This window comes from Brevibacillus composti, from assembly GCF_016406105.1.
Classification (GTDB): Bacteria; Bacillota; Bacilli; order Brevibacillales; family Brevibacillaceae; genus Brevibacillus; species Brevibacillus composti.
Map to the genome: position 1 here is coordinate 1,833,314 of NZ_CP066308.1, position 18,239 is coordinate 1,851,552.

Sequence of the window (18,239 nt, forward strand, 5' to 3'; positions counted from 1 at the left end):
GATGAAAGGAATGCGTTCGGTCGGAATTTTGGCTACCGGTTCCCATACGCCGGAAAAAGTGTTGACCAATTTTGATTTGGAGAAGATGGTAGAGACGTCCGATGAGTGGATTGTCAGCCGCACCGGAATCCGGGAGCGCCGCATTTGCGGTCCCGACGAGGCTTCCTCGGATCTGGCCCTGGAAGCGGCGAAAAAGGCCCTGGCCAAAGCGAATGTCAGTGCGGAAGAGCTGGATATGATCATCGTGGCGACGGTCACACCGGACATGATGTTCCCCTCGACAGCCTGCATCCTCCAAGAGAAGCTGGGCGCGAAAAAAGCGGCGGCCCTCGATGTGTCTGCCGCCTGCACGGGCTTTCTCTACGGAATTGCGACAGGGAGCCAGTTCATCGCGAGCGGCCTTTACCGCTACGTACTTGTCATCGGCGTGGAGACGCTCTCCAAGATCACCAACTACGAAGACCGCAACACCTGCGTCCTGTTCGGAGACGGGGCGGGGGCGGCTTTGCTCGGTCCGGTGCAGGAGGGCTACGGCTTCCAAGCATTCGAGCTGGGAGCAGACGGCTCCGGCGGACAGCTTCTCTGCCTGCCGGGCGGGGGATCGCGCACTCCGGCGTCCGCGGAATCGGTTACGAACAATCTTCACTACATTTCGATGGCAGGCGGAGAAGTGTTCAAATTTGCGGTCCGCGTGATGAATTCGGCCACGGAAGCGGTCCTGGAAAAGTCGGGTGTGGCCAAGGATGATATTGATCTGCTCGTGCCGCATCAGGCAAACAAACGGATTATCGATTCTGCGGTGCAGCGTTTCGGTCTGTCGGAGGACAAGGTCGCAATCAACCTGCAACGCTACGGAAATATGTCTTCCGCATCCATCCCGGTGGCGCTGGATGAAGCCATTCAGGAAGGCCGGCTGAAAGAAGGCGACAATGTCGTACTCGTCGGTTTCGGCGGGGGGCTTACATGGGGAGCGACCCTTCTCAAATGGTCGACCCAGGAAGCGTAAGGAGGAGAAGCACAGTGGGGAAAGTAGCTTTTGTATTCCCGGGACAGGGTTCTCAATTTGTCGGCATGGGCCAAGAGCTGGCTGAGCAATCGGCAGCGGCCCGCCGGATATTTGAACAGGCGGATGAAGCGTTGGGCTTTTCCCTCTCCCGGCTCTGCTTCGAAGGGCCGGAGGAGGAGCTGCGGCTGACGGCCAATACGCAGCCGGCCATCTTGACGGCGAGCATTGCCGTGCTGGAGGCCCTTCGCGAAAAACAGCCGGGCGTGCAGGCCGATTTTTACGCGGGCCACAGCTTGGGTGAATATTCGGCATTGGTAGCGGCCGGAGCGCTCTCCTTTACCGATGCGGTGCGGACCGTTCGCGCCCGCGGCCAGTTTATGGAGCAAGCGGTTCCCGCCGGTCAGGGCGCGATGGCGGCTGTGCTGGGACTCGAGCGCGATGCCCTGCACGCCCTTTGCGAAGAGGTAAGCGGCGGCGGACATCCGGTCCAACTGGCCAATATGAATTGCCCGGGACAAATCGTCATCTCCGGCTCGGCAGAAGGAGTCAAACAGGCAGGAGAGAAAGCCAAAGCGTCCGGCGCCAAGCGCGTGCTCGCCCTGAACGTGAGCGGACCGTTCCACTCCAGCCTGATGCAGCCGGCAGCCGAGCAACTGCAGGCTGTCCTTTCGAACGTGAACGTCCAAAACGCGGCAGTGCCTGTCGTCGCCAACGTATCGGCCCGCCCCGTATCGGAGGCAGGCGCAATCATCGACAGCCTGATTCAACAGGTAGCCGCTCCGGTTCTCTGGGAGGACTCGGTACAGTGGATGGCGGAACAAGGCGTGACCACCTTTGTGGAAGTCGGTCCCGGCAAAGTCCTGTCTGGCTTGATTAAGAAAATTGCACCAGCAGACACAAAAATCGTTTCCGTGCAGGATATGGAATCCCTGACGGAGTTGTTGAACGGAGGGGTTCTATGATCACAGGAAAAACGGCACTGGTAACCGGAGCGTCCCGGGGAATCGGACGGGCAATCGCACTTACGCTGGCCGAAGCGGGAGCCAATATCGTGGTGAACTATTCCGGCAGTGAGGCGGCGGCTGCAGAAACTGTCGCCAAGGTAAAAGAGCTGGGCCGCGACGCGATCATGGTTCGAGCCAATGTATCGCAGGCAGAAGAAGTAAACGAGATGTTCAAGACGGCTCTGGACCACTTTGGCAGCATCGACATCCTGGTAAACAATGCGGGCATCACCCGCGACAACCTGCTGATGCGGATGAAAGAAGAAGAGTGGGACGACGTCATCGCGATCAATCTCAAGGGCGTGTTCAACTGCATCAAGGCCGCCACCCGTCCGATGATGAAGCAGCGCTCCGGCCGGATTATCAACATCACCTCCATCGTCGGCGTGATGGGCAATCCGGGGCAGGCCAACTACGTGGCAGCCAAAGCCGGCGTGATCGGCCTCACCAAGACGACCGCCCGCGAACTGGCTTCGCGCGGCATTACCGTGAATGCGGTCGCTCCGGGCTTTATCGATACCGACATGACGGCTGCCTTGCCGGAGGACGTGAAGTCCGCGATGATGAACCAGATTCCGCTGGGCCGCTTCGGGCAGGCGGAGGATATCGCCCGTGTCGTGCTGTTCCTGGCATCAGATGCGGCAGGCTACATGACCGGACAGACGCTGCACGTCGACGGCGGCATGTATATGTAAGCAAAGAGCCTGCTAGTTTTTCATAGGCTCATCCACTATAATTACGGGGAGAGGGGGTGAAGCAAAATGGCAGATACATTCGATCGCGTGAAAAAAATCATCGTAGACCGTCTGGGTGTAGATGAGTCCAAAATCACTTTGGAGGCTTCTTTCAAAGAAGATCTGGGTGCCGACTCCCTGGATGTAGTCGAGCTCGTCATGGAACTGGAAGACGAATTCGATCTGGAGATTTCCGATGAAGACGCTGAAAAGATTACTACTGTTGGTGAGGTTGTTTCCTACATAGACGCTAACAAGTAGTTTCCTTCAGTGGGGGTCCCGAGCATCTCGGGACTTCCCCTCCTTCATGAGGAATCGTGCCGGGACAGACTATGCCTCTGCATGTATTGGGTGAAACAAGGAAGCGTATGGCTGACTTTACGATAGAGGTGATACATGATGAAACGAAGAGTGGTGATTACCGGCGTTGGTGTAGTTTCGCCGCTGGGTAATGACGCTGATACATTCTGGAAGAATCTGCTCGAAGGGAAGTCGGGCATTTCCCGGATCACATCCTTTGATGTCACAGATTACCCGACAAAAATTGCGGGAGAAATCAAAGATTTCAACCCGGAAGACTACATGGACAAAAAGGAAATTCGACGTACAGACCGATTCGTTCAGTTTGGATTGGCTGCAGCCAAAATGGCCGTAGAAAACGCGAAGCTGGAGATTACAGCGGAAAATGCGGAACGTGTTGGTGTATACATCGGATCCGGCATCGGCGGACTCAGCACGTGGGAGGAACAGCATCAGGTGCTGCTGGAAAAAGGGCCGCGCCGCGTCAGCCCGTTCTTCATCCCGATGCTGATCGCCAATATGGCCTCAGGCGCCGTATCCATCCAGTACGGTGCAAAGGGACCTACGTCCAGCGCCATTACCGCTTGTGCAACCGGTACCAATGCAATCGGCGATGCCTTGCGTCTCATTCAGTATGACCATGCCGACGTGATGATCACGGGAGGAGCGGAAGCGACGATCCGGCCGATGGCCTTTGCCGGCTTCTGTTCGGCCAAAGCGATGTCCACGCGCAATGACGAGCCGGAGAAAGCGAGCCGTCCGTTTGATATCGGACGGGATGGATTCGTCATGGGCGAGGGGGCAGGCGTCCTCATCCTGGAAGAGCTGGAGCATGCCAAGAAGCGCGGCGCCACGATTATCGCCGAAGTGATCGGCTACGGGATGAGCGCAGATGCCCATCACATCACGGCTCCGTCGCCGGGCGGCGAAGGGGCGGCGCGTTGCATGCGAAACGCCCTGAAGGATGCGGGTATTGATCCGACCGAAGTGGCGTACATTAATGCACACGGCACCTCTACGGACCAGGGTGACATTGCGGAAACCATGGCGATCAAGGAAGTATTCGGAGAGCATGCCTACAAGCTGGCAGTCAGCTCGACCAAATCGATGACGGGGCACCTGCTCGGGGCGACTGGCGGTGTGGAAGCAATTGCCACGGCGTTTGCTCTGCGCGATCAGATTTTGCCGCCGACGATTAACCTGGAAAACCCCGATCCAGAGTGCGATCTTGACTATGTTCCCAATGTGGCACGCAAAGCGGATGTGCATGTGGCCGTCTCCAATACCTTTGGATTTGGCGGACACAACGCAACCGTCATTTTGAAGCGTTACGAGGCATAAATGGTTCCTGCTCAGAAGAAGAGTAGGAAGTCTTCGGGGATGGTGGTGAGGGTGATGAATTTTGCCGAGCTGCAAGAAACCATTGGGATTCGGTTTCGCGATGAGAGTGTATTGCGGCAAGCGTTCACCCATTCTTCCTACGTCAACGAGCAACGCGGCAAGCGAATTCAAGACAATGAGCGGCTGGAGTTCCTTGGCGACGCCGTTCTGGAGCTTACCGTTTCCCAGTTTCTCTACAAGACTTTTCCCAAGATGAGCGAGGGCGAGATGACCAAGCTGCGGGCCGCGATCGTCTGCGAGCCCTCTCTGGTCAAATTCGCCGAGCTGTTGCGCTTCGGCGAGCTCGTCCTCTTGGGAAAAGGGGAAGAATTGACGGGTGGCAGGCAGCGGCCTGCACTGCTAGCAGACGTGTTTGAGGCATTTATCGGGGCATTGTACCTGGACCAGGGTCTGGATGCCGTGTTTTCCTTTATGGAAAAATACGTGTACCCGCGCGTGGACAAAGGAGAGTTCACCAATCTTACGGATTTCAAAAGTCAGCTGCAGGAATTCGTGCAGCAGGACAATCTCGGAGAAATCAACTACCGGATTTTGGAAGAGAGGGGTCCCGCGCACAACCGTGAGTTCGTGTCTGAAGTTCTTTTGAATAATCGCTCCCTCGGAGTAGGGACAGGCCGCTCCAAGAAAGAGGCGGAACAGCAGGCTGCTGCTCGCGCTTTGATCAAGCTGGGAGCCAGATAAATGACGAAAGCCCGGGCTTCACGGACGGAGAGCGGGCTTTCGTCATTTTTCATGGAGACGGATGGGGAAGAATCGGGTTCTTCCGGCTCGGATGCGGGCCGGCGTTATTTTGGGCAGGCGGTCGGCCGCCTTCGCCAAACGTCTGCGGTTGTGATAAAATAAGGGCGAGCAATCCTTGAAATGACGTGATTTTGTTAACTCCTGCCCTGTCAGGAGCTTTTATGTGGGAGGACCGCTTGTATGTATTTGAAACGACTGGAATTGGTAGGGTTCAAATCGTTTGCAGACCGGACGGAACTGGAGTTCGTCCCGGGCGTTACCGCTGTCGTCGGACCGAATGGGAGCGGGAAAAGCAACGTGTCGGACTCGATCCGCTGGGTACTCGGCGAACAGAGCGCCAAATCGCTGCGCGGCGCCAAAATGGAGGACATCATTTTCGCCGGGAGCGACTCGCGGAAGCCGGTCAATTTTGCGGAAGTGACCTTAACCCTGGACAATACCGACCGCTCATTGGACGTGGAGTATTCCGAAGTGTCCGTGACCCGTCGCGTCTACCGTTCGGGAGATAGTGAATACTACATAAACAAGCGCGCGTGCCGGCTGAAGGACATCATGGAGCTGTTCATGGATACGGGATTGGGCAAGGAAGCCTACTCGATCATCGGACAGGGGAAAATCGAAGAGATCCTGAGCACGAAGTCGGAGGATCGCCGCGGCATTTTTGAAGAGGCGGCCGGGATTGTCAAATACAAGACCCGGAAGCGGGAAGCAGAGAAAAAGCTGGATGAAACCGAGCAAAATCTTGTTCGCATCCACGATATCGTCAGCGAGATCAATGAACAGATCGGTCCGCTGAAGGAACAGGCCGAGACGGCTCGCACTTACAAGCAGCTGAATCAGACGCTGGTCGAGCACGAAATCTCGCTCTACGTCCAGCAGATTGAAGCGGCCCATGCCAAGTGGGAGGAAGCAGGCAAGCGCGTCGGAGAGCTGCAGCAGGAGCTGGCGGGCCAGACTGCCCAGGCATCCTCGCGGGAAGCCGATTTGGAAAAAGCCAAATTTCACGTCAGCCAGATCGATGAATCCATCGAAGAGCTGCAGCAGGTGCTGCTGACCGTCAGCGAAGAGACGGAAAAGGTAGAGGGACAGCGCGAGGTCTTGAAGGAGCGGCTGCGCAACCTCGCGGCCAACCGCCAGCAAACGATGGAACAGCTGCATCGGATCAGCGAAAAGCAGCGGGCGGTGGAGGCAGAGCTGGAAGAGGAGCGGACCCGCACCGAAGAGACGAGCAAGCGCTTGGCCGATGCCCAGAAGTCGCTGCGCGAGGCGGAACAAGAATTTTACTCCATGGTGCAGTCGCTCACGGACGACGTCGAGAGACTGAAGGGCGATTATTTTGAAAAGGTGAATCAGCTGGCCAATTTGCGCAACGACATTCGCCATCAGCAGCAGCTGCTGCAGACAGGACAAGCCCGTGCGGACAGGCTCCTGGCCGAAAAGGAGCGCCTGGATCAGGAAGAGACCACCCGGGTAGAAAAAGTGGAGGCGCTGAAGCAGCAGCTTCAGGAGATCGAAGCCTCGATTCACGAGACGCTCGCCCGCTACAAGGACTCCCTGGAGCAGATCCGCGAAGGACAAGCGCGCCTGGAGACGGCTCGCCGGGAGCTGCGGCAGGGAGAGCAGCGCAAGGAAGCGGTCCGCTCGCGGCTGGACATGCTCAAGGAAATGCAAGCCGACTTTTCCGGCTTCCAACAGGGCGTCAAGGAGATCTTGAAGGCGCGCGAACGCGGGTTCCAAGGGATTCACGGCGCCGTAGCCGAACTGGTCGTCGTCCCGGAAAAGTATGAGACCGCGGTAGAGGTAGCGCTAGGGGGCGCCCTGCAAAATGTCGTCGTCGAAAACGAAGCGGCAGGCCGGGCCGCGATTGCCTACCTGAAGCAGCACAATGCGGGCCGGGCCACTTTTTTGCCGCTGGATGTGATCCGGCCGCGCAGCTTGCAGGCCGATGACAAGCGCCTGCTCGGAAAAGAAGCGGGAGTCGTGGGCATCGCCAGCGAGCTGGTTTCTTTTGACGCCGCGTACCGCTCGATCGTCGAGTCCCTCCTCGGCAATGTGATCGTGACAGAGACGCTGGAGACCGCCAACCGGGTGGCGCGGGCCATGGGCTATCGCTACCGGATCGTCACCCTGGAGGGAGACATCGTCAATGCCGGCGGTTCCATGACGGGTGGCGCGCTGAAGAAAAACACCGCCAATCTGCTCGGCCGCAACCGGCAGGCAGAAGAGCTGGAAGCGCAGATGAACCAGATCGAACAGGCCATTCTGGGCCATACTAGGCAGGTAGAGGAGCTGACCTATGAGCTCCGGGCGATCGAGCAGGAACAAGAGCAGCTGCGGACGCAGGGGGAAAGCCTCAGGCTCAAGGAGCAGGAGGTAAAAGTCCTCCTGCAGCAAACCGAAGGCGAAGGGCGCCATCTCTCCGACCGCTTGCAGATCGTCGACCAGGACATCGCCGGATATGAGCGCGAGATGGAAGAAGCGCGCCGCAAGCTGGCCGAGCTGGAGGCTGCGCTTGCCGCCATGACAGCCGAAGAGCAGGAGCTGGCCGGCATGATAGCAGCCGCCGAAGCGAAGCGGCAAGAGCAGCTGGAGTCCAAAGAAGAGATAAACCAGCGCATCACCAGCCTGAAGGTGCTGGAGGCTCAGGTGCGCCAAGAGCACCAGTCCCGCACAGAGCAAGTGGAGAGGCTGGAGGAGCAGCGGCGCACGCTGCAGCGCGAGTGGGAGGAGCTGAACCAGACGCTCGCCTCCTTTGACGAACTGGAAGCGACGAATGAAACAAGCAGCGCCGGGCTGGACCAGAAAATTGCCGAGCTGCGCCAGGACAAGGATCGCGTGGCTGCGCTGATTCAGGAGCGCAGGGGCGAGAGAGCGACGCTCTATCAGCGCCAGGAGCAGGTGGAACTCGAAGTAAAAGAGATTCGCAAACGGCTGAAAGCCTTGGAGGACAGCCTGCACCAGGAAGAGGTAAAGGTGAATCGCTTTGATGTGGAGTTGGATCATCTGTTGAACAAACTCTCGGAAGAGTACGAACTCAGCTATGACTTGGCCAAGCAAAAGTATCCGCCCAAGGGCGAGATGGCCAGCGAACAGCAGATCGTCAACCGGCTGAAGAAAGAAATCGCTGCCCTGGGCACGGTGAACCTGGGCGCGATTGAAGAATATGACAGACTGTCGGAGCGGCAGCAATTCCTCAGCTCGCAGGAAGAAGATCTGAACGAAGCCAAGGCGATGCTCTACCAGGTCATCTCCGAGATGGATCAGGAGATGTCCCGCCGCTTCAAAGAGACCTTTGACGCTATTTCCGAGCAGTTCCGGGACGTGTTTGTGCAGTTGTTTGGCGGCGGACGCGCAGATCTGGTATTATCCAATCCAGAGAACCTGCTGGAGACCGGGATTGACATCGTCGCCCAGCCGCCCGGCAAAAAGCTGCAAAATCTCGCGCTCCTGTCCGGAGGGGAGCGTGCCTTGACGGCGATGGCCCTGTTGTTTGCCATTCTGAAGGTAAAGCCTGTCCCCTTCTGCGTGCTGGACGAGGTGGAGGCGGCGCTGGACGAGGCCAATGTGACGCGCTTTGCCGAGTACATGCATCGGTTCAGCGGCCAAACGCAATTCATCTGTGTCACGCACCGCAAAGGAACGATGGAGAGCGCGGATGTGCTCTACGGCGTGACGATGCAGGAGGGCGGCGTCTCCAAGATCGTGTCCGTCAAGCTGGAGGACACGCGCAAATTCATCGAAAGCGCGTAGGCTGTTTCGAATAGACGAGAAAAGGAAGATGATCATGAGTTTTTTTAAACGCTTGCGGGATACCATCGTACAGAAGTCGGAAGCGGTGACGCAGAAATTTACCGACGGACTGGCGAAAACCAGGGACCTCTTGGTCGAAAAGGTGGAGGATTTGGTCCGCCGCTACAAGAAGATCGATGAAAACTTCTTCGAAGAGCTGGAGGAGATCCTGATCACCGCCGATGTCGGCGTAAACACGGTGATGGAGCTGATCGACGAGCTCCGCTCCGAGGTGCGCAAGCAAAAAATTGAAAATGCGATGGACCTGCAGCCGATCCTGTCGGAGAAGCTGGTCGCTCTCTTGAAAAACGAGGACGGGATGGACGCCAGTCTGCGGATCGAAGAAGGACGCCTCAATGTCATCCTGTTCGTCGGCGTAAACGGCGTAGGCAAGACGACCACGATCGGAAAAATGGCCCATATGTTCAAGCAGCAGGGGAAAAAAGTGCTGCTGGCAGCGGGCGACACCTTCCGGGCGGCTGCCATCGACCAGCTGGAGGTGTGGGGAGAGCGCGTCGGGGTGGATGTGATCAAGCACCAGCAGGGGGCCGATCCCGCTGCGGTCATCTACGACGCCGTGCATGCGGCCAAGTCGCGGGGAGCCGATATCCTCCTCTGCGATACCGCCGGTCGCCTGCAAAACAAAGTGAACCTGATGGAAGAGCTGAGCAAAGTGCACCGCGTCCTCCAGCGGGAGATTCCCGGCGCACCGCATGAGGTGCTGCTGGTGCTGGATGCGACGACGGGACAAAATGCGCTTTCCCAGGCGAAGACTTTCGGCAAGTCTGCCGGCGTGACCGGCATTGTGCTGACCAAGCTGGACGGCACAGCCAAGGGGGGCATCGTCATCGCGATCCGCAACGAGCTGAATATCCCCGTCAAATACGTGGGACTGGGCGAGCGGATGGACGATCTCCAGCCGTTTGATCCGGAGCAATTCGTCCACGCCTTGTTCGCCGGCCTGATCGCCAAAGAAGCGGAAGAGCAGCAGGCACAAGAATAGAAGTGCAAAGAAAAACGAGCCCGAGAAAGGCTCGTTTTTTGTTTTGGCGACAGGTTGCGCTCGCCGTCAGCGGCCCCTGATCTCCTGACGCATGAACAGCACGTAGGAGAGGCCGAAGCAGACGGCAGTGGCCGCGAGCAGCCCGGTCATCTGCGGCCAGACGAGCAGCAGGCTTTGGCCGAACGGCAGCGGACTTGGGATCGCTCCGTACACCTGTTCCATCGTGAGCGGGCCGAGGCTGCGCACCGAGGGCGTGAGCATGGTCGTCGTCGCCTCGCTGTACAGCTGGCTTGGCGACAGACGCGACAGGTTTTGCACGAAGTGCTGATGGGACAGCAGTTTCTCCGGCGTCGCCTGGGCGGGCATCGTCGAGCTGGCGACGAGATTGACCAGCATCGGGAAAAACACGCTGAAGAACAGCCAAACTGCGATGCTGGCGAGAGCCGAGGTGGCCGCCTGGCGGAAACGGGTGGAGAACAGCACGCTCACACTGAGCCAAAAGGCAATATACAGCACGCTCAGCGCGAGGAAAAAGACCATCCGCGCAAACTCCTCGGGCGTCGGCGGGATGCCGATGGAGATGAGTCCCATGCCCATGACGAGAAAGCCCAGGGCAAATAAGAGGATCGTAATCACGATCAGGGAGGCGGTAAATTTGGCGTTGATCACCGTATCGCGATGCAGCGGCTGGGACAGCAGTCGGTTCAGCGTGCCTTTTGACCGCTCCGAACTGATCGCATCAAAGCCCATGCCGATCCCGAGCAGCGGGCCGAGAAAGCCCACAAAGGTGATAAAGGGCGGGAGAGAGCCATCGGATACGGTAAACAGCTTCAAGAAGAGAAAGGACTCGCTGCCTCCTTGGGATGTAACCGCATCGCGAATCGTCGTCATCGCCGTATAAAGCGAGCCGATGCAGGTCAGTGCCAGAAGGCCGACGAGAATGACAAAACGCCAGCTGCGCAGATGGTCGGCCATCTCTTTTTGGACCAATACCCAAAACGGGCTGAGTACGTCTACCCGGGGGGTGGTCATCATATCCGCTTTCGCCGCCGGCTGGCTGCTCGATTCGGTACGCGGCTGGAGGATTCGTTCAAGCATGCTTCTGCCCCCCTTCGAAGTAGCGGTGGTAGATTTCATCCAGACCGTATGTTTTGGTGCTCAAGCGGTGCAGACTCGCGCCGGATTCCACGACAAGCCGGGCGATGTCCGCGGCCGCATTGCTTCGGCAGGTCATGACCAACTCGCCGCTGTGGGCGCGTTCCACATGGGTGACGGCGTCCAGAGAGCCGACCTTCTCCAGCAGCTGATCGCTTGCCGGAAAGACGTCGGCCTCAATCACCACAGGTTCATCCGCGAACAGCTTGGCGGAGAGCTCGGACATGGTGCCCACGGCCAACAGGCTGCCTGCCACAAACAGGCCGACGCGGTCGCAGATCTGCTGCACCTGGTGCAGATGGTGGGAAGAGAGAAGCACGGTGATTCCCTGTTCCCGGCTTAATCGCTGAATCAGCAGCAGGAACTCCCGCACCCCCTCAGGGTCCAGCCCCAGTGTCGGCTCGTCGAGGATGATCACCTCCGGTTCTTTCATCAGCACATCGGCCAGCCCCAGACGCTGCCTCATCCCGCGGGAATAGGTGCCCGCGCGCTTGTGGGCGTGCTGCTCCATGCCCACCTGGCTGAGCAGATGCTCCGCCCGCTCCCGCGCTTTCTCGGCGGGAAGACCGTTCAAGCGGGCGGTAAAGAGCAGGTTTTCCATGCCAGTCCGATCGTCGTAGAACCCGACATCATCCGGCAGATAGCCCACTTTCCGCTTGACCTGGAGCGGCTCGGTGCGCGGATCGTGCCCGCAGACGCGGATGCTGCCGCCGGTCGGCTCCGTCAAGCCGAGCATCATCAGGATCGTCGTCGATTTTCCCGCTCCGTTGGGGCCCAGCAAACCGAAAATCTCACCGCGGCGGATCGAGAGGGAGAGCCGGTCGACCGCTTTGAAAGAGCCATACTCTTTGGACACATCCGCAAGGACGATGGTCTCCTCCATCGCTTACCGCCTCCCGTAGGTGCGGAACAGATACGCCACACCACCTGCTACGGCGACGATGACCAAGACCCCGAGCCAGCCCCAGAGCAGCGAGGTTTTCACCGCGACACGAAACTGGGCGTCATCGGAAGCCTCCGGCGAATTGACGCTGACGTCGACGACGTAGTCGCCCGCAATCGCTTTGCTGTCAGCCTTGATCGTGGCTGTCACCTCAGCAGATTGTCCTGCTGCCAGCTTGTCGATTTGCTTGGGTTCAAAAGTAACTTCCCATTTGGCGGGCGTATTGGCGCGCAGTTCGAGACCCCGCAGGTCGGCGGAGCCGGTATTGGAGACCTTGAGCTGCAGCTTCCTGGAGTCGCCTGCGGTGACATCGGTACTGAGCAGACCGCTTGGCGTGCTGACCTCTACATCGTAGGAGCCCGTGATCACGGCTTCGAATTCCAATTGGGCGGAGGTGGACGAGGTGGCTGCCTTCACCGGAATCTTGTAGGCGCCTGCCTGCGCATTTTCGGGCGGACGGACCTCGATGTCGATATCTTTGGAGCCGTTGGCATCGACCTGGACGGATGTCACGCTTTTTCCTTCTGATTTAAACTGGACGTCCCAGCCTTGGGGAGCCTGTGCGGTCAAAGCGTACAGCTGTTTGTCCGCCGTCCGGTTGCGCAGGCTGGCATTGTAGGCAAACTGCGAGTCCGCATGTCCTTCCATATTGGTCTGCTCGCTGGTCAGCTCTGTTTTAAACGTCCCCTGCTGGGACACGTTGACCGTGAGCGGCAGCTGGGTTTTCCCCGGCGCTTGCAACCGCAGGTGGTATACCCCTTTGTTGGCATCCAGCGGCACGTCGACCTGGAGCGTCAGAGAGCGAGACTCTTTGGGCTTGACGGCGATCGTCTGCACGCTCCATCCATCTGCGGTCAGCTCCGCTTCCCATTTGGGCGGCAAATTCTCCAGCTTCAGGTCGGTGCTCTCGATCGCGGCGCCGTTGTTGATCACATCGACGGTATACTGGATCGATTCACCCGGCGTTACGGTAATGGCGGGATATGGCGTATACAGGTCCAGAGTGCCAGCCGCCTTGGCCGCAGACGGGCCGTTCATCGTCAGACTGAGGGCAAGCGCTGCTCCGAGGAGGGCTTGCCGTTTCCACATGAGCTTCATCCTGTTTCCCCCTTTTATTTTTGCTCATCTCTAGTACGGCGGAAGCCGGCGGTTTGGATGTGCGGCAAGTTGCGGAAAAGTGTTGGAAAGCTGGTGGAAAGCTTTTGGAAAGGTATTGGAAAGTCGGTCCGACGCATTGTAGACCCCCTGCCGATTTGCTACACAAATAGTAGAGAGGAAGATACGTGCAAGGGGGAGTCATCGTGTCGGCAAAGATAGAGGATGATCACTTGCTGCGGGAGATCGGGCGGGGCTCGCGGGCAGCCTTTGAGCGGTTCTATGAAAAATACGCAACCTTTGTATACCGAACCGCCCTGCGGATCATGCATGACCCCGCTGAGGCGGAGGATCTGTGTCACGATGTTTTTCTGGAGGTGTACCGGACGGCGGATCAGTATAAGGAAGAGCGGGGAAGCGTAGAGGCCTGGCTCGCGGTAAAGACCCGTTCGCGCTGCATCGACCGGCTGCGGAAGACCAAAATCAAGGCCAAATACGCCAAAAACCTGCCGCCTGCGAAAGAGATGGCAACCGTCGAGGAGACGATCTTGACCAAGCTGGAGCGGGATCTGGTCCGAGATGTGCTCGGCGGCATCCCGGAGGCGCAGCGTCAGGCCGTGTACGGCTTCTACTTTCAGGCCAAAACCCATCGCGAATTGGCCCAGGCCATGAACCGGCCGCTGGGGACGGTGAAATCTCTCGTTCGCTACGGGCTGCATAATCTGCGCAAGCAGCTGGTGCAGAACGGATGGGCTGGAAAGGAGGGGAGGGAGAAGTGATCGGGCGCTGCGAGCTTGTCGTGGAAGAAGAAGTGATCGATCTGGTGCGCGGCGGTCTGGAAGCGGGGCGCAAACGGGAAGTGCTGGAGCATCTCGGCAGTTGCCCCGCCTGCGCAGAGTTGCATCGGGAATGGGCGCATATTTTGGAAGGCCCCCTGCCCGAACAGATGGAGTCCATGGCGATCGAACGGGCGGGCAGGCGTTTGCGGCGGTCCCTCGATCGGATGGAGCGGGGAGGTTTGCGCCGGCGGACAGTTCGGGCCGCGGCCGTTTTGCTGTCGGCTGCGGCCAGTCTGTGGCTTTCCCTGCTGCTCCTGGAACCGGCCGGAGGGGACAGCGGTTTTTCAGAGCGACAGGAGACGGCGGTTGTCTATCGGCTGGAGGGGGAGAGCATGCTCCGGTATCTTACGTATCACCAGCTCGACAGCGCTTCGGAGCCCTCACTCTATCGAAAGACGGCTGCAGACATGGCAGAAATGAGCGGGGAGATCCGGGTGTATCGCGCCCCTTTCTATGAAAAGCGGATCTACGCGGGCGAGAGCGGCACGCTGATCGAGATAGACGTCGAGATCTGCTTCGTCATCGATGACTGCTCTTCCCCGTCTGGTATGATACAATGGAAGGAACGGATGGTTTGCAAGGCAGCATGTTCGTGTGTGTACGTCCGAAAAACTTGTCAATAAAAAACCTTGACAGCACATGGAGAATTGGGTAGTATAAGTATCGTGCTGTAAAGGAAAAGTTCTTTACAGCAAGATTCGAGTACCTCTCAGCAAAGGGTTGGTTCCATGCTCGAAAAAACCAATCAAGTCAATCTCTTGTTTGACTTCTACGCGCCGCTCCTCAAAGGCAAGCAGCGCGAATATCTGGAGCTGTACTATCTGGATGATTTGTCGCTGGGGGAAATCGCCGAGATGCACGAGGTCAGCAGACAGGCTGTGTATGACCACATCAAGCGGGCCGAAAAGCAGCTCTTCGAGTACGAAGACAAACTGCGGCTGTCCGCCCGTCATGAACAGCGCCAGGCTCTGCTCGCCCGCATGCAGAAAATTGCCGAAGGGCTCGCGGACGAGAAAGCGAGAGAAGATTTGACCACTTTGCTCCACCAACTGTCAGAGATGGATTAGGAGGGCTCGTATGGCGTTTGAAAGCTTAGCCAGCCGGCTGCAAAGCGCATTTGACAAATTGCGCGGCAGAGGCAAGATCGACGAAACCATTGTCAATGAGGCGATGCGCGAAGTTCGTTTGGCCCTGCTGGAAGCTGACGTCAATTTTAAAGTCGTAAAAGATTTCGTCGCTCGCGTCAAAGAGCGGGCGGTCGGGCAGGAAGTGCTGAAAAGCCTGACGCCTGGCCAGATGGTCATCAAGATCGTGAACGAAGAGCTGATCGAGCTCATGGGCGGAAACGTCGCCCAGCTGACCGCCTCCCATCGGCCGCCGACGGTCGTAATGATGGCGGGGCTGCAGGGTGCCGGTAAGACGACCACGACCGGGAAGCTGGCCAAGTATTTGCAAAAGCAAAATCGCAAACCGCTGTTGGTAGCAGCCGACATCTATCGTCCGGCCGCGATCAAGCAGCTGCAGGTTTTGGGCGAACAATTGAATGTCCCGGTATTCTCGCTGGGAGATCAGGTAAGCCCGGTAGAGATCGCGAGACAAGCGATCCAGTATGCTAAAGAAAATCATCTCGACTATGTGCTGATCGACACGGCGGGCCGTCTGCATATTGACGAAGCGCTGATGGAAGAGCTGCAGCAGGTGCGGGATGTGGCCAAGCCGGATGAAATCCTGCTGGTCGTCGATGCGATGACGGGACAAGACGCCGTCAACGTAGCGGAGAGCTTCAACAGTCAGCTGGAGCTGACGGGTGTAGTCCTGACCAAGCTGGACGGCGACACCCGAGGCGGTGCGGCCTTGTCCGTAAAAGCCGTGACCGGCAAGCCGATCAAATTCGCGGCGATGGGCGAGAAGCTGGACGCACTGGAGCCTTTCCACCCCGATCGCATGGCCTCCCGGATTCTCGGGATGGGCGATGTGCTCAGCCTGATCGAAAAAGCGCAGGAAGCTGTCGACGAAGAGAAGGCGCGGGAAATGGAACGGCAGATGCGTCAAGGGGAGTTTACCTTTGACATGTTCCTGGATGCGATGCAGCAGATGCGCAATCTGGGGCCGTTTGAGGACATTCTCGGCATGATGCCCGGCATGAACAAGATGAAAGGCGCTGTCAAAGTCGATGAAAAGCAGATTGCCCGTGTCGAGGCGATCGCCAAATCGATGACCAAGGCAGAGCGGGCCAACCCCGATTTGCTCAACGCCAGCAGACGCAAACGCATCGCGGCGGGCAGCGGCACCTCGATTCAGGAAGTGAACCGTTTCATCAAGCAGTTTGAAGAAATGAAAAAGATGATGAAGCAGTTTACGGGTGTGGCCGACAAGATGAAGAAGAAAGCCAAGAAGAAAGGCGGCTTTGGCCTGCCCTTCCTCGGCAAAGGCGGCAACCAGGGAGGAACCAACTTCCCGTTCAATTTCAAACCGCCCTTTAAATAAGGATGATCTCTTCGCATCTCGCTATGGCGAAGTGCGATGGTTCAGATAAAGCATTGCCAACGTGATTTTCAAAACCGCGTTGATTTCTATAGGAGGTGAACAACATGGCAGTAAAAATCCGTCTGAAGCGTATGGGTTCCAAGAAAGCTCCGTTCTACCGTGTAGTCGTTGCTGACTCCCGTTCTCCGCGTGATGGCCGTTTCATCGAGGAAATCGGTTACTACAACCCGGTTGCTCAACCGGCTGTTGTTAACATTGACACTGAGAAAGCGGTACAATGGATCCTGAATGGTGCAGCTCCAACCGACACCGTTCGCAACCTGCTCTCCAAAGCAGGCGTTCTGGCAAAAGTACACGAAACGAAATACGGCAAGTAAGCCGATCATCTGGAGGTCCGATGATGAAAGCACTGGTCGAAACGATCGCAAAGGCTCTCGTCGATCATCCGAATGAAGTTCGTGTGAATGCTGTGGACAAAGAGCGCATACTCGTCTATGAATTGTCGGTGCACCCCGAGGATATGGGGAAAATCATCGGCAAGCAGGGGCGAATCGCGAAAGCGCTGCGCAATGTCGTGATCGCCGCGTCCGTGCAGACGGACAAGCGCGTCACGGTTGAGATTGTCTAGGAAAGGCTGGGAGTTGTCCCAGTCTTTTTTCTACGTTTTGCGAAAGACGAGGTTCGATGACGTCAGATGCACCGCCCAAGGGATACAGGACGGGAGGAAAGCGGATGCTCACCATCTTGCGTACAGTCAAGGTTAAAATCATATTGACAGAAGCGTCCCGCGCGGCGATGAAAGAGCAGTACGAAAGGCAGCTTCGCGCGCAGCAGGATGAATGGGATCAGTGGGAGTTTCAGGCGAGGAAGCTGCTGGCGGATGCGCGAAAACGGCAGGGGGACATGACCCAACAGGCCCAGCAAAAGATCGCGGAGGAAGAGCGGCGGCGTCAGGAGAAACTGGAGAATCTGCGCATGCAGCTGAGACTGCTGGAACAGCTCCCCGCCGGAGCAGAGATGGACTATATGACACTGCAGAGCCCGGTTCAGATCCAGGTAGGCGATGTGTGGGAAGAGAAAATGGCGGAAACGGCAATCCTGTTAAAAGACGGGATCGTCCACGAGATTCGAGGCGGATGAACAAGCCTGAGCCGCAGGCCGTATGCGTGCCGCAATGCGGCAGGGCCTCGTCTGTTTGCGTCGACCGGAAAGGAGGAAAGATATGCAGGAAAAACGCTTTTACAATGTGGGCAAGCTGGTCAATACCCAGGGACTGCGCGGGGAAGTGAGAGTGATTTCGACCACCGATTTTCCCGACGAGCGGTTTCAAAAGGGGAGCGAGCTATACTTGTTTCATCCCTCTCTGCCGGAGCCGCTGCTGCTCAAGGTAGCGACCCGGCGCCAGCAAAAGGATTTTGAGATCCTCAGCTTTGAAGGCTACCCTTCGATCAATGACGTGGAGAAGTTCAAGGGCGGCGAGCTGAAAGTTCCGGAGGATGCTTTGCTGGAGCTGGAGGAGGATGAATTTTACATACATCAGCTGGTCGGCTGCACCGTGGTGACCGATACGGGCGAGGAGCTCGGCAAAATCGTCGAGGTGCTGCAGCCGGGGGCCAATGACGTCTGGGTCGTCAAAGGAAAGCGCGGAGAGATCCTGTTGCCGTTTATCGACGACTGCATCAAAGAGGTGGATATCGCCGGCAAGCGCGTCGTCTGCCATCTGATGGAAGGCTTGCTGTAGA

Annotated in this window: 19 protein-coding genes and 1 pseudogene; 16 read left to right on the top strand and 4 right to left on the bottom strand. The window is 57.8% G+C overall.

Translation table 11 applies throughout. From position 1 onward, the window contains the following. The first annotated feature begins 1 nt into the window (after position 1). The 8 genes from JD108_RS09535 (at position 2) to ftsY (ending at position 9,978) form a co-directional block, all read left to right on the top strand. Complete coding sequence (locus JD108_RS09535) at positions 2-1,006, top strand: beta-ketoacyl-ACP synthase III (RefSeq protein ID WP_198830054.1); 1,005 nt, start codon at positions 2-4, stop codon at positions 1,004-1,006. A gap of 14 nt (positions 1,007-1,020) precedes the next feature. Continuing rightward, positions 1,021-1,968, top strand: a complete 948-nt coding sequence (fabD, locus tag JD108_RS09540; protein WP_198829586.1) for an ACP S-malonyltransferase — start codon at positions 1,021-1,023, stop codon at positions 1,966-1,968. Continuing rightward, positions 1,965-2,705: a 3-oxoacyl-[acyl-carrier-protein] reductase gene (gene fabG, locus JD108_RS09545; protein ID WP_198829587.1), complete on the top strand. Its 741-nt coding sequence runs from the start codon at positions 1,965-1,967 to the stop codon at positions 2,703-2,705. Before fabD ends, fabG begins: the two co-directional genes overlap by 4 nt. Positions 2,706-2,771: 66 nt before the next feature. Next, positions 2,772-3,005, top strand: coding sequence for an acyl carrier protein (gene acpP / locus JD108_RS09550; RefSeq protein ID WP_198829588.1), 234 nt, complete (start codon positions 2,772-2,774; stop codon positions 3,003-3,005). Positions 3,006-3,143: 138 nt separating this feature from the next. After that, on the top strand, positions 3,144-4,385 hold the full coding sequence (gene fabF / locus JD108_RS09555) for a beta-ketoacyl-ACP synthase II (protein ID WP_198830055.1): 1,242 nt from the start codon (positions 3,144-3,146) through the stop codon (positions 4,383-4,385). Positions 4,386-4,424: 39 nt separating this feature from the next. Next, positions 4,425-5,126, top strand: a complete 702-nt coding sequence (gene rnc / locus JD108_RS09560; protein ID WP_228728365.1) for a ribonuclease III — start codon at positions 4,425-4,427, stop codon at positions 5,124-5,126. 240 nt (positions 5,127-5,366) lie between these two features. After that, entirely contained in the window at positions 5,367-8,936 is a 3,570-nt protein-coding gene (gene smc, locus JD108_RS09565; RefSeq protein WP_198829590.1) for a chromosome segregation protein SMC, read from the top strand. A gap of 34 nt (positions 8,937-8,970) precedes the next feature. Beyond that, entirely contained in the window at positions 8,971-9,978 is a 1,008-nt protein-coding gene (gene ftsY / locus JD108_RS09570) for a signal recognition particle-docking protein FtsY (RefSeq protein WP_212138876.1), read from the top strand. A 66-nt stretch (positions 9,979-10,044) separates the two neighbouring features. Here the strand turns inward: ftsY and JD108_RS09575 are convergent, their stop codons facing one another. From JD108_RS09575 to JD108_RS09585, 4 genes and pseudogenes are all read right to left on the bottom strand, one after another. Then, positions 10,045-11,013: an ABC transporter permease gene (locus JD108_RS09575; RefSeq protein WP_228728421.1), complete on the bottom strand. Its 969-nt coding sequence runs from the start codon at positions 11,011-11,013 to the stop codon at positions 10,045-10,047. A 55-nt stretch (positions 11,014-11,068) separates the two neighbouring features. Further along, on the bottom strand, positions 11,069-11,599 hold the full coding sequence (locus JD108_RS22810; protein ID WP_407649430.1) for an ATP-binding cassette domain-containing protein: 531 nt from the start codon (positions 11,597-11,599) through the stop codon (positions 11,069-11,071). After that, positions 11,588-11,962 (bottom strand): annotated as a pseudogene (locus JD108_RS22815) (ABC transporter ATP-binding protein); the annotation flags it as partial. The pseudogene JD108_RS22815 and the gene JD108_RS22810, both read right to left, overlap by 12 nt. Before the next feature lie 57 nt (positions 11,963-12,019). Beyond that, on the bottom strand, positions 12,020-13,174 hold the full coding sequence (locus tag JD108_RS09585) for a COG1470 family protein (RefSeq protein ID WP_198829594.1): 1,155 nt from the start codon (positions 13,172-13,174) through the stop codon (positions 12,020-12,022). A 203-nt stretch (positions 13,175-13,377) separates the two neighbouring features. Here JD108_RS09585 and JD108_RS09590 point away from each other — a divergent pair, with 203 nt between their 5' ends. From JD108_RS09590 to rimM, 8 genes are all read left to right on the top strand, one after another. Then, positions 13,378-13,950, top strand: a complete 573-nt coding sequence (locus JD108_RS09590) for an RNA polymerase sigma factor (RefSeq protein ID WP_198829595.1) — start codon at positions 13,378-13,380, stop codon at positions 13,948-13,950. Further along, complete coding sequence (locus JD108_RS09595) at positions 13,920-14,633, top strand: anti-sigma factor family protein (protein WP_198829596.1); 714 nt, start codon at positions 13,920-13,922, stop codon at positions 14,631-14,633. Before JD108_RS09590 ends, JD108_RS09595 begins: the two co-directional genes overlap by 31 nt. 105 nt (positions 14,634-14,738) lie before the next feature. Further along, positions 14,739-15,077, top strand: coding sequence for a putative DNA-binding protein (locus JD108_RS09600; RefSeq protein ID WP_198829597.1), 339 nt, complete (start codon positions 14,739-14,741; stop codon positions 15,075-15,077). A gap of 10 nt (positions 15,078-15,087) precedes the next feature. Beyond that, positions 15,088-16,497, top strand: coding sequence for a signal recognition particle protein (gene ffh, locus JD108_RS09605; RefSeq protein ID WP_198829598.1), 1,410 nt, complete (start codon positions 15,088-15,090; stop codon positions 16,495-16,497). Positions 16,498-16,601: 104 nt separating this feature from the next. Further along, positions 16,602-16,874: a 30S ribosomal protein S16 gene (gene rpsP, locus JD108_RS09610; protein WP_198829599.1), complete on the top strand. Its 273-nt coding sequence runs from the start codon at positions 16,602-16,604 to the stop codon at positions 16,872-16,874. 23 nt (positions 16,875-16,897) lie between these two features. Beyond that, a complete protein-coding gene (locus JD108_RS09615; RefSeq protein ID WP_198830056.1) occupies positions 16,898-17,125 on the top strand; it encodes a KH domain-containing protein in 228 nt (75 codons plus the stop codon). Positions 17,126-17,229: 104 nt separating this feature from the next. Then, the gene (locus JD108_RS09620) at positions 17,230-17,637 is read left to right on the top strand and encodes a YlqD family protein (protein WP_198829600.1); all 408 of its coding nucleotides are present in this window, start codon (positions 17,230-17,232) and stop codon (positions 17,635-17,637) included. A gap of 82 nt (positions 17,638-17,719) precedes the next feature. Continuing rightward, entirely contained in the window at positions 17,720-18,238 is a 519-nt protein-coding gene (rimM, locus tag JD108_RS09625) for a ribosome maturation factor RimM (RefSeq protein ID WP_198829601.1), read from the top strand. Position 18,239 lies beyond the last annotated feature (1 nt).